Genomic DNA, 11,334 nt, shown 5'->3' with positions numbered 1-11,334 from the left:
GGGCGGAGCCCGCCCGGCCGGAGGCCGCCGTGTCCGACCCGGCGCCGGCCGGGGCCGGGCCGGCGGCGCCGGAGCCCGAGGCGGAGCCGACGCCGGTCGCGGCACTGGCTCCGGACCCCGACCCGGAGCCGGACCCGACTCCGGATCCGGTGGCCGGGGCGGCGGACGCGGCAGACGGGGACGGGGGAGACGGCGGAGACGGCGGGGACAGGGGCGACGCCGGGGACGAGCGCCGGTTCACCGTGCGGCTCGCCAACTTCGAGGGCCCCTTCGATCTGCTGCTCCAGCTCATCTCGAAGCACCGGATGGATGTGACCGAGGTCGCGCTCTCCCAGGTCACCGACGAGTTCATGGCGCATCTGCGGGCCATGGGACCCGAGGGCGACCTCGACCAGACCACCGAGTTCCTGGTGGTCGCCGCGACCCTGCTCGATCTGAAGGCCGCCCGGCTGCTGCCCGCCGCCGAGATCGAGGACGAGGCGGACCTCGCGCTCCTCGAAGCCCGCGACCTGCTCTTCGCCCGGCTGCTCCAGTACCGCGCGTACAAGAGGATCGCGGAGATCTTCGGCGGGCGCCTGGAGAGCGAGGCCCTGCGCCATCCCCGTACCGTCGGACTGGAACCGCACCACGCCGAACTGCTGCCCGAGGTGGTCATCGGCGTCGGGGCCGAGGGGTTCGCCCGGCTCGCCGTGAAGGCGATGCAGCCCAGGCCCAGGCCGCAGGTGTACGTGGAACACATCCACGCGCCGCTGGTCTCCGTACGGGAACAGGCCGGGATCGTCGTCGCCCTGCTGCGCGAGCGGGGCGGGATGAGCTTCCAGGAGCTGGCCGGGGACGCCGATGCCACCCTCACGGTCGTGGCGCGCTTCCTGGCCCTGCTGGAGCTGTACCGGGAGCGGGCCGTCTCCCTGGACCAGGACGAGGCGCTGGGGCCGCTCATGGTTCGCTGGACGGGCGGGGACGGCGGTACGGAGCCCGTGGTGACGGACGAGTTCGACCGGCCGCCCGGCGACGGCGCGGGAGCCGCCGGCGGGGGAGACGAGAGCGAGGAGACGGTGTGAGCGAGCGGCAGCCGGGGACCACGGTCCGGGACCTGGACGTGGACCTCAAGCCCGCCCTGGAGGCGGTCCTCATGGTCGTCGACGAACCCGCGACCGAGGACCATCTCGCCAAGGTCCTCGACCGGCCCCGGGGCGCCGTCGCGGACGCGCTGCGCGAGCTGGCCGACGAGTACACCGTGCAGGGCCGCGGCTTCGAGCTGCGGCTGGTCGCCGGCGGCTGGCGCTTCTCCACCCGGCCCGAGTACGCCGAGGCCGTCGAGCGCTTCGTGCTCGACGGCCAGCACGCCCGGCTGACGCAGGCCGCGCTGGAGACGCTGGCGGTCGTCGCGTACCGCCAGCCGGTGAGCCGTTCCCGGGTCTCCGCCGTACGGGGAGTGAACTGTGACGGCGTCATGCGCACCCTCCTCCAGCGCGGGCTGGTGGAGGAGGCGGGCGCGGAACCCGAAACAGGTGCGATCCTGTACAGGACGACGAACTACTTTTTGGAGCGGATGGGCCTGCGCGGCCTGGACGAGCTACCGGAACTCGCGCCCTTCCTCCCCGAGGCGGACGCGATCGAGGCCGAGAGCCAGGAAGGCGTCCCGTCGTTCGATCCGGACGCGCCTGACGCCCCGGAAACCCACGCAGACGACAAGACGGACTTTTGATGCGAAGCAACGGCAGGAACAGCGGCGGCTCCAACCGGAACGGCGGAGGCGGGAGCGGCGGTCGCCGGGACGACCGGGAGCGCCGGGACGACCGGGGTGCCGACGGGCGGGACGACCAGCCGAAGCGGCCGTCCCGCCCGCGTCCCGAGGAGCGCCGTTACGACGTCGGCCGCTCGGGTCCCAGCGGCGGTTCCGGCGCGTCCGGCGCCCCGGGCGGCGCCCGCCGTTCCGGCGGTCCGGGCGGCTCGGGCGACGGGCCGCGTCAGGGCGGCGGCGCCCGTGGCGCGGCGGCCAGGGGCGGCGCCAAGGGCGGTCCCAAGCCCGCGCAGGGCGGCGCGCGCGGCGGCAAGGGCGGCCCCCGGCGCGGCGCTCCGTCCCGTCCCCGCGAGCTGGACGCCAAGATCGAGCAGCGCAACCGTGACCGGTACGCGGGCAAGCCCTCCATCACCACGCCCAGGACCAACCCGGGCGCCGAGCAGGAGGGCGAGCGGCTCCAGAAGGTCCTCGCCCGCGCGGGCATGGGCTCGCGCCGCGCCTGCGAGGAGCTGATCGAGCAGGCACGCGTCGAGGTCAACGGCGAGATCGTGCTCGAACAGGGCATGCGCGTCGACCCGGAGCACGACGAGATCAAGGTCGACGGGCTGACCGTCGCCACCCAGTCGCACCTCTTCTTCGCGCTGAACAAGCCGGCCGGTGTCGTCTCCACCATGGGCGACCCCGACGGGCGGCAGAACCTCGGCGACTACGTCACCAACCGCGAGACCCGGCTCTTCCACGTCGGCCGGCTCGACACGGAGACCGAGGGCATCATCCTGCTCACCAACCACGGCGAGCTGGCCCACCGGCTGACGCACCCCAAGTACGGCGTCAAGAAGATCTACCTCGCCGCGATCCAGGGCCCGCTCCCGCGCGACCTGGGCAAGCGGCTCAAGGACGGCATCCAGCTGGAGGACGGCTACGCCAAGGCCGACCACTTCCGGGTCGTCGAGAACACCGGCAAGAACTACCTGGTCGAGGTCACCCTCCACGAGGGCCGCAAGCACATCGTCCGCCGGATGCTCGCCGAGGCCGGATTCCCGGTCGACCGCCTCGTCCGTACGTCCTTCGGACCGATCCCGCTGGGCGACCAGAAGTCCGGCTGGCTGCGCCGCCTCACCAACACCGAGGTCGGCATGCTGATGAAGGAAGTCGGCCTCTGAGCGACCCCGAGAGGTGAACGCCCCTGTGACCACCGGTGCCTCCGGCGCCGGTGGTACGGAAGGGAAGCCCCCGGGCCCCCCCCCCCCCGGGGGGGGAGGTGTGGGGGGGGAGCCCCCCCCAGCCGCGCGCTCCCCCCCGCAGCGCCGCGCGGCGCCCGCGTGGGCGGGTGCGGGCCGCCCACGCCCCCCCCCCCCCCGCCCCCCCGCTTCTCTCTTGTCGCGGCGGCCCGTCCCGCTTTATAGTCAACATGACCATTAAGGAGGCGGGCGTGAGTCCAGTGCTGCCCCCCACCGGTGACCGCCGGCGGACCTGGTCCCACGGGGGTGGACCGGGTCCGCGGGTCCGGCGGGGGCCACGATGAGCCCGCCCGAGCGGCACGCCGCCACGGCGGAGGCCCTGCCCCCGTACGACGCCCCGCCGTACGACCCGTCCGCCTTCGAGCCCTTCGCGGTCACGGTCGACCTCGCCGTCTTCACCGTCCGCGACAGCCGGCTGCACGTCCTGCTCGTCGAGCGCGGCGAGGCCCCCTACCGGGGCGACTGGGCGCTGCCCGGCGGCTTCGTCCTGCCGAAGGAGTCCGCCGGGCAGGCCGCCCGCCGCGAACTCGCCGAGGAGACGGGCCTGTCGGAGGAGACCGCGGGCGCGCTCCACCTCGAACAGCTCCGCACCTACAGCGCCCCGGACCGCGACCCCCGGATGCGGGTCGTCTCCGTCGCGTACGCCGCGCTCGTGCCGGACCTGCCCGAGCCGCGCGGCGGCGGGGACGCCGCCCGCGCCCGGTGGACCGAGTTCAAGGACCGAGGGTCCCTCGCCTTCGACCACGACGACATCCTCGCCGACGCCTACGACCGGGTCGGCGCCAAGCTCGAATACACCTGTCTCGCCACGGCCTTCTGCCCGCCCGAGTTCACCCTGGGCGAGCTGCGGCAGGTCTACGAGACCGTCTGGGGCGTGGCACTCGACCGCCCCAACTTCCGGCGCAAGGTCCTCACCACGCCAGGGTTCGTCCAGGCGCTGGAAGGGCCGCCGCGCCGGACGGGTGGCCGCGGGAAACCCGCCGCGCTCTACCGTGCGGGCGCCGCCACCACGCTGCATCCACCTCTGCTGCGACCGGAAGGACGGACGGCATGATCATCGCGAGGACCCTCACCAAACAGGCCGCGACCGGCTCCCTCATCGGACTGGCGCTCGGCGACGCCCTCGGTTTCCCCACCGAGTTCAACGACGTTCCCTCGATCCTCGCCAAGTGCGGCCCCTGGCGCGAGATGTCCCTGCCGGACCCCGCCTTCGTCACCGACGACACCCAGATGACGCTGGCGTTCGCCCGCGGCATCAGGACCGCGATGGACCGCGGCGTCCTCGGACCGATCCGTCTGGAGCGGCCCGTACGCGACGAGTTCGTGGACTGGTACCACTCCCCGGACAACAACCGCGCCCCCGGCGCCACCTGCATGAAGGCCTGCATGCTGCTGGACAGTGAGCGGCCCTGGCAGCGCGCCAGCCAGATCCACTCCAAGGGCTGCGGCGCCAACATGCGCGTCGCGCCCATCGGCCTCGTCCCCGGACTCAGCGACGAACAGCGAGCGGGAGCCGCCCAGTTGCAGGCCGCGCTCACCCACGGCCACCCCACGGCCCTCGCCGCCTCCGACCTCACGGCCCGCACCGTCTACCTGCTCTCGCACGGCGGCGAACCCGAGGCGCTGATGGGCCAGCTCCGCAGTTACGCGTACGAGAACCGCGAGCACTACCGCCAGCGCTGGCTCGGCGACCTGTGGACGTACGCCGACGACGCCAGCGCCGAGGAGTTCATCGCCCGCGGCTGGGACGAGTGCCTGGACGCCCTCGAACGCCTCCAGCAGGCCCTGCGCTCGCTCTCCCCGGAGACCGACCCCTGCCTCGCCACCGGCGACGGCTGGATCGCCGAGGAGGCCCTGGCCACCGGACTGCTCTGCTTCCTGCTCTTCCCGTCCGACCCCGTCACCGCGCTGCGCAGGGCCGCCTGCACCCGCGGCGACTCGGACTCCATCGCCGCGCTCGCGGGCGCCTTCGCCGGCGCGTACCTGGGCGCGGGCGCCTGGCCCAAGGAGTGGGCCGACCGGATCGAGTACCGCAGCGACCTCCTGTCGCTGGGAGCCCTCTGGGACTCTTGATCCATGCGTACCGACGAGATGAGCGCCGACGAGCGGGACCGCCCGGCCGGGCCGGACCGCGCCGAGGAGCGGAGCCGCGCCGCCCGGCTGCGCGCCGCCGGGCTGCCGCCCACCGACCTCGGCCCGGTCCTCGCCGCCGAGACGGACCCGCTGCTGTTCGCGACCGTCTCCGGGGCGCATCTGTACGGCTTCCCCTCCCGCGACTCGGACGTCGACCTCCGAGGCGTCCACCTGCTCCCGGTCGCCGCGCTGATCGGCCTCCGGGAGCCCGAGGAGACCCGGTCGCGGATGGGCGACCGGGACGGCGTGGAGCTGGACCTCGTCACCCACGACCTGCGCAAGTTCGTCCGGCTGATGCTCCGCCGCAACGGCTATGTGCTGGAGCAGCTCCTCTCCCCGCTGGTGGTCAGGACCTCCGAGGCGCACCGGGAGCTGATGGCGCTCGCCCCCGCCGTACTGACCAGCCACCACGCCCACCACTACGCCGGGTTCGCCCGCACCCAGTGGCGGCTGTTCGAGCGGACCGGCGAACTCAAGCCCCTGCTCTACACCTTCCGCGCGCTGCTCACCGGCGTGCACCTGATGCGCGGCGGCGGGATCCTCGCGCATCTGCCCACGCTCCTCCAGGAGGTGGCGGCGCCGCGCTACCTGCCCGAGCTGATCGCCGCCAAGGCCGAGGCCGAGCACGCACCGGCCACCGGCCTCGGCCGGGAGCGGCTGGAGCGGGACGTGGAGGCGCTGCGCGCGGTGCTGGACGAGGCGCGGTCGGCCACGTCGCTGCCCGGCGCGGCCGTCGGCGCCGGGCACGAGGCGCTGCACGACTTCGTGGTCCGCGCCCGGCTGGCGGGCTGACCCCTACGCGCGGGCCGAGGCGCGGCGCGTACGGATCAGGAAGTCCTCCACCCGGGCGCGGTCTGGACCGGCCGGCAGCGGGGAGCGTACGACCGCCTCGTCCGCCTCGGCGACGAGCACCGCCATCCGGCGCCGCACCTCGGGCCAGGGCACCTCGCCCCGCTTGACCGCGAGCAGCGGCTCGCGCTCCGTACCGACGTCGACGACCAGCTCCCCGGTACGGAGCAGATCCCGGCAGGAGGTGAGCAGCCGCAGCAGGTGCATGGCGGGCTTCCAGCGCGGTGTGCCCCGGCGCCGCATCTCCGCCTCCAGCTTCCCGCGCTGGCCCTCCGCGTACCGTACGAACGTCCGGTGCGCCTGCCGGGAGAGGAACGCCTCGCGCAGCGAGAGCAGTTCGCGGCCGGTGGCGTCGGCGTACTCGACGAGCGGGGAGTGCAGGCACTCCAGGACGTTCGGATTGGTGCTCAGCGCCAGGGAGCAGAAGCGTTCCAGCTCCCAGGAGAACTGCTCGGGCTCCGGCCCCTCGACATGGAGCGGCGGCTTCTCGAACCCCCAGTACGACGGTGTCGGGGCGAGGAAGACCCCGCGCCGGTCCGTGTCGCTGCCCTCCGTCGCCAGCCCGAAGGCGCGTGAGCCCGTCACACACGCGAAGACGGTGTGGTCGCGGACGAGGGAGTGCGCAGCGGGCGAGGTCATGCGCGCGAGCGTACGGGGCGGCGCGGCGGGTCGTTACCCTGGACGGAGCACTCGATCACTCTGGGGAGAACGTTGTGGCGGTACGAGCGGTTCGCGGGGCCGTCCAGTTGGAGCGGGACGAGTCCGGACACATGGACACGCAGGTCAAGCAGCTCCTGACCGCGATCATGGAGCGCAACGGGCTCACCGCCGACGACCTCATCAGCATCTGGTTCACCGCGACGCCCGACCTGCACAGCGACTTCCCGGCCGCCGCCGCGCGCGGCCTCGGCCTCGCCGGTATGGCCGATGTGCCGCTGCTCTGCGCCCAGGAACTGGACATCGCCGGCGCCCTGCCGCGTGTCGTCCGCGTCCTCGCCCACATGGAGTCGGACCTGCCCAAGGCCGAGGTGGCACACGTCTACCTCGGCGCCGCCGCCGCGCTGCGCAAGGACATCGCCCAGTGAGAACCGCCCTCGTCGTCGGGACCGGCCTGATCGGCACCTCGGCCGCGCTGGCCCTGGCGGGCCGGGGGGTCACCGTCCACCTCAGCGACCACGACCCGTCCCGGGCCAGGACCGCCGCCGCCCTCGGCGCCGGTACGGACACGGCGCCCGAGGGCCCCGTCGACCTGGCGGTCATCGCCGTACCGCCCCGCCACGTCGCCGTCACGCTCGCCGAGGCGATGCGCTCCGGCGCCGCCCGCGGCTACCTCGACGTCGCCAGCGTCAAGGACGGCCCCCGCCGCGAACTGGCGGCGCTCGGCCTGGACACCACCGCGTACATCGGCACGCACCCCATGGCGGGCAAGGAGCGCTCGGGCCCGCTCGCCGGAACCGCCGACCTCTTCGAGGGGCGGCCCTGGGTGCTGACCCCGACCAGGGAGACCGACACCGAGGTCCTCAACCTCGCCCTGGAGCTGGTCTCGCTCTGCGGCGCCCTGCCCGTGGTCATGGAGGCGGAGGCGCACGACCGGGCGGTCGCGCTGGTCTCGCACACCCCGCACCTCATCTCCTCGATGGTCGCGGCCCGCCTGGAGGCGGCCGACGAGAGCGCCGTACGCCTCTGCGGCCAGGGCATCCGCGACGTCACCAGGATCGCGGCCTCCGACCCCGCGATGTGGGTCGAGATCCTCTCCGCCAACGCGGGCCCGGTCGCCGAGGTGCTGGCCGCCGTCGCCGCCGACCTGGACGAGACCGTCGAGGCGCTGCGCGCGCTCCAGTCCGCCGACGAGGCGAAGCGGCGCGGCGGCGCCGCCGGCATCGAGGACGTCCTGCGGCGCGGCAACGCGGGCCGGGACCGGGTCCCCGGCAAGCACGGCGCCGCCCCCACGGCGTACGAGGTCGTCGCGGTCCAGATCAGCGACCGGCCGGGCGAGCTGGCCCGAATCTTCGCGGACGCCGGCGCGGCCGGGGTGAACGTCGAGGACGTACGCATCGAGCACGCGACCGGACAGCAGGCCGGCCTGGTCCTGGTCATGGTCGAACCGGCGGCGGCGCCCGTCCTCGCCGCGGCCCTGCGCGAACGCGGCTGGTCCATCCGGCAGTGACCATCCGGTGGCCTCCGGTGACCTTCGGTGACCGCGGGGAGAGCCCGCCGGTGACCGGTGGTACGGGGTCCGGACGAGGTCCCGTACGACGGGTGCGATCGGGGCCCTGAAGACTCGGTAACCTTGTGCGGGGGCGTGTGCGCGTCCCCGCACATCCACCCCGTGACTCAGGAAGGTGTCCGTCCCCCGTGGAAGCTACCCCCGCCCGGACCGCCCAGGCCGCTGTGATCGTCGCCATCGACGGGCCCTCGGGCACGGGCAAGTCGAGCACCTCCAAGGCCGTGGCCGCCCAGCTCGGGCTGAGCTACCTGGACACCGGCGCGCAGTACCGCGCGATGACCTGGTGGATGATCAGCAACGGTGTCGACGTCGAGGACGCCGCGGCCGTCGCGACCGCCGCCACCAAGCCCGTCCTGGCCTCCGGCACCGACCCGGCCGCGCCCACCATCACCGTCGACGGCGTGGACGCCGCGGGCCCCGTCCGCACTCAGGAGGTCACCGCCCGGGTGAGCGCGGTCAGCGCCGTCCCCGAGGTGCGCGCCCTCATCACCGGACTCCAGCGCGAGATCGCCGCCGCCGCGCCGCTCGGCATCGTCGTCGAGGGCCGGGACATCGGGACGACGGTCCTGCCGGACGCCGACGTCAAGATCTTCCTCACCGCCTCCCCGGAGGCCCGCGCGGCCCGCCGCAGCGGCGAGCTGACGGGCAAGGAGGCGACCGACGTCGCCGCCACCCGCGAGGCGCTCGTCAAGCGGGACGCGGCCGACTCCGGCCGGAAGACCTCCCCGCTCGCCAAGGCCGCCGACGCGGTCGAGGTGGACACCACGGAACTCACGCTCCAGCAGGTCATCGAGTGCGTCGTGACCCTGGTGGAGGAGAAGCGGGCCGCGCGGTGAGCGCGGCGGGCGCGCCGCCCTCGGCGAAGGGCGCGGCGGTCGGCAGAGGGATCGGCATCGGGCTGATGTACGGGCTGTGGAAGCCCCGGGTGCTCGGCGCCTGGCGGGTCCCGGCGCACGGCCCCGTGATCCTCGCGGTCAACCACGCGCACAACATCGACGGCCCGATGGTGATGGGCACGGCGCCCCGGCCGGTCCACTTCCTGATCAAGAAGGAAGCGTTCGTCGGACCGCTCGACCCGTTCCTGCTCTCCATCGGGCAGGTCAAGGTGGACCGTGCCGTCGCCGACCGCACCGCGATCACCGACGCGCTCGGGGTCCTCGCGGACGGCGGCGTCCTGGGGATCTTCCCCGAGGGCAGCCGGGGCGAGGGCGACTTCGCCTCGCTCCGCGCCGGGCTCGCCTATTTCGCCGTACGGTCGGGGGCACCGATCGTGCCGGTCGCGGTGCTCGGCTCCACCGAGCGCCCCGGCCGCCTGATACGGGGGCTGCCCGCGCTGCGCAGCCGCGTGGACGTCGTCTACGGCGACGCCTTCGCGGCCGGCGACGCGTCCGGGCGGCGCACCCGCAAGGCCCTGGACGAGGCGACCGTACGGATCCAGGAGCGGCTGACCGCCCACCTGGAGCACGCCCGGCGCTTCACCGGACGCACCGGCGCCACCGGGCCGTAGGACACCCAGCACGACTTCAGTAGTGCGCCGCGAGCCGTGGCGCACCGATCACGATGAACGAGGTACGGACTTCATGAACGACCACATCGACTCCGCCGACGAGCACGGAGAGCTTGGCGACGCCGAGTACACGGACTTCATGGAGCTTGCCGCTCAGGAGGGCTTCGAGGCCGAGGAGGTGGAGGGCGCGCTGGACGAGGCCGGTCACGGCCCGCTGCCCGTCCTCGCCGTCGTCGGCCGTCCCAACGTCGGCAAATCGACTCTCGTGAACCGGATCATCGGCCGCCGTGAGGCGGTCGTCGAGGACAAGCCGGGCGTCACCCGCGACCGGGTCACCTACGAGGCCGAGTGGGCGGGCCGCCGCTTCAAGATCGTCGACACCGGCGGCTGGGAGCAGGACGTCCTGGGCATCGACGCCTCCGTCGCCGCCCAGGCCGAGTACGCGATCGAGGCCGCCGACGCGGTGGTCTTCGTCGTGGACTCCACCGTCGGCGCCACCGACACCGACGAGGCCGTCGTACGGCTGCTGCGCAAGGCGGGCAAGCCCGTCGTGCTCTGCGCCAACAAGGTCGACGGCCAGAGCGGCGAGGCGGACGCCACCGCGCTCTGGTCGCTCGGCCTCGGCGAGCCCCACCCGGTCTCCTCGCTGCACGGCCGAGGCACCGGCGACATGCTCGACGCGGTCCTCGAAGCGCTCCCCGAGGCCCCCGCCCAGACCTTCGGCACCGCGCTCGGCGGCCCGCGCAGGATCGCCCTCATCGGCCGTCCCAACGTCGGCAAGTCGTCCCTGCTGAACAAGGTCGCGGGCGAGGACCGGGTCGTGGTCAACGAGATCGCGGGCACCACCCGGGACCCGGTCGACGAGCTGATCGAGCTGGGCGGCACGGTCTGGAAGTTCATCGACACCGCGGGCATCCGCCGCCGGGTCCACCTCCAGGCCGGCGCGGACTACTACGCGTCGCTGCGCACCGCCGCCGCCGTCGAGAAGGCGGAGGTCGCGGTCATCCTGATCGACACGAGCGAGTCGATCAGCGTCCAGGACCAGCGCATCGTCACGATGGCCGTCGAGGCGGGCCGCGCCATCGTCGTGGCGTTCAACAAGTGGGACACCCTCGACGAGGAGCGCCGCTACTACCTGGAGCGGGAGATCGAGACGGAGCTGGCGCAGGTCGCCTGGGCGCCCCGCGTCAATGTCTCCGCCCGCACCGGCCGCCACATGGAGAAGCTGGTCCCGGCGATCGAGACGGCGCTGGCGGGGTGGGAGACCCGTGTCCCGACCGGCCGGCTCAACGCCTTCCTCGGCGAGCTGGTCGCGGCCCACCCGCACCCCATCCGGGGCGGCAAGCAGCCCCGCATCCTGTTCGGCACCCAGGCCGGCACGAAGCCGCCGCGCTTCGTGCTCTTCGCCTCCGGCTTCATCGAGGCCGGGTACCGGCGGTTCGTGGAGCGCCGACTGCGCGAGGAGTTCGGCTTCGAGGGCACCCCGATCCACATCTCGGTACGGGTGCGGGAGAAGCGCGGGCGCAAGAAGTAGCGGGACGGGCGCGCGGAAGCGCCCGGAGGACGGAGCGCCGTAACGCGGTGGGGGGGGGGGGGGGGGGGGGGGGGGGGCGGGGCGCGCCCCCCCCCGGCT

Annotated in this window: 12 protein-coding genes; 11 read left to right on the top strand and 1 reads right to left on the bottom strand. The window is 73.9% G+C overall.

Going from position 1 to position 11,334, the window contains the following annotated elements; genetic code table 11:
• The 6 genes from ACFXPK_RS30850 to ACFXPK_RS30825 all read left to right on the top strand — a co-directional run.
• A partial coding sequence (locus tag ACFXPK_RS30850; protein ID WP_385080421.1) for a segregation and condensation protein A occupies positions 1 to 1,061 on the top strand: 1,061 nt, incomplete at its 5' end.
• Positions 1,062 to 1,132: 71 nt separating this feature from the next.
• The gene (gene scpB / locus ACFXPK_RS30845) at positions 1,133 to 1,708 is read left to right on the top strand and encodes an SMC-Scp complex subunit ScpB (protein ID WP_385008059.1); all 576 of its coding nucleotides are present in this window, start codon (positions 1,133 to 1,135) and stop codon (positions 1,706 to 1,708) included.
• Positions 1,708 to 2,907: a pseudouridine synthase gene (locus ACFXPK_RS30840; protein ID WP_385080419.1), complete on the top strand. Its 1,200-nt coding sequence runs from the start codon at positions 1,708 to 1,710 to the stop codon at positions 2,905 to 2,907. The genes scpB and ACFXPK_RS30840 overlap by 1 nt, the downstream gene beginning before the upstream one ends.
• 358 nt (positions 2,908 to 3,265) lie before the next feature.
• Positions 3,266 to 4,039 carry an NUDIX domain-containing protein gene (locus ACFXPK_RS30835; RefSeq protein WP_385007108.1) on the top strand — a complete coding sequence of 258 codons (774 nt, stop codon included), beginning with the start codon at positions 3,266 to 3,268 and terminating at the stop codon, positions 4,037 to 4,039.
• Positions 4,036 to 5,058: an ADP-ribosylglycohydrolase family protein gene (locus ACFXPK_RS30830; protein WP_385080417.1), complete on the top strand. Its 1,023-nt coding sequence runs from the start codon at positions 4,036 to 4,038 to the stop codon at positions 5,056 to 5,058. The genes ACFXPK_RS30835 and ACFXPK_RS30830 overlap by 4 nt, the downstream gene beginning before the upstream one ends.
• Before the next feature lie 3 nt (positions 5,059 to 5,061).
• A complete protein-coding gene (locus tag ACFXPK_RS30825) occupies positions 5,062 to 5,910 on the top strand; it encodes a DNA polymerase beta superfamily protein (protein ID WP_385007104.1) in 849 nt (282 codons plus the stop codon).
• A gap of 3 nt (positions 5,911 to 5,913) precedes the next feature.
• Here the strand turns inward: ACFXPK_RS30825 and ACFXPK_RS30820 are convergent, their stop codons facing one another.
• Entirely contained in the window at positions 5,914 to 6,606 is a 693-nt protein-coding gene (locus tag ACFXPK_RS30820; protein ID WP_385007102.1) for a DNA polymerase beta superfamily protein, read from the bottom strand.
• 74 nt (positions 6,607 to 6,680) lie between these two features.
• On the opposite strand from ACFXPK_RS30820, the gene aroH reads away from it, so the two are divergent.
• The 5 genes from aroH to der all read left to right on the top strand — a co-directional run bounded on the left by aroH (position 6,681) and on the right by der (position 11,235).
• Entirely contained in the window at positions 6,681 to 7,052 is a 372-nt protein-coding gene (aroH, locus tag ACFXPK_RS30815; RefSeq protein ID WP_385007100.1) for a chorismate mutase, read from the top strand.
• On the top strand, positions 7,049 to 8,134 hold the full coding sequence (locus ACFXPK_RS30810; RefSeq protein ID WP_385007098.1) for a prephenate dehydrogenase: 1,086 nt from the start codon (positions 7,049 to 7,051) through the stop codon (positions 8,132 to 8,134). Before aroH ends, ACFXPK_RS30810 begins: the two co-directional genes overlap by 4 nt.
• 188 nt (positions 8,135 to 8,322) lie before the next feature.
• The gene (gene cmk / locus ACFXPK_RS30805) at positions 8,323 to 9,030 is read left to right on the top strand and encodes a (d)CMP kinase (RefSeq protein WP_385080414.1); all 708 of its coding nucleotides are present in this window, start codon (positions 8,323 to 8,325) and stop codon (positions 9,028 to 9,030) included.
• A complete protein-coding gene (locus tag ACFXPK_RS30800) occupies positions 8,988 to 9,701 on the top strand; it encodes a lysophospholipid acyltransferase family protein (RefSeq protein ID WP_385007922.1) in 714 nt (237 codons plus the stop codon). Before cmk ends, ACFXPK_RS30800 begins: the two co-directional genes overlap by 43 nt.
• Positions 9,702 to 9,774: 73 nt before the next feature.
• Entirely contained in the window at positions 9,775 to 11,235 is a 1,461-nt protein-coding gene (der, locus tag ACFXPK_RS30795) for a ribosome biogenesis GTPase Der (protein ID WP_385007920.1), read from the top strand.
• The last annotated feature ends 99 nt before the right edge of the window (positions 11,236 to 11,334 follow it).

The sequence above is a fragment of the Streptomyces sp. NPDC059142 genome (genome assembly GCF_042755665.1).
Classification (GTDB): Bacteria; Actinomycetota; Actinomycetes; order Streptomycetales; family Streptomycetaceae; genus Streptomyces.
Note: the sequence above shows the minus strand (reverse complement) of the source record. Positions and strands in the feature narration are given on the sequence as shown.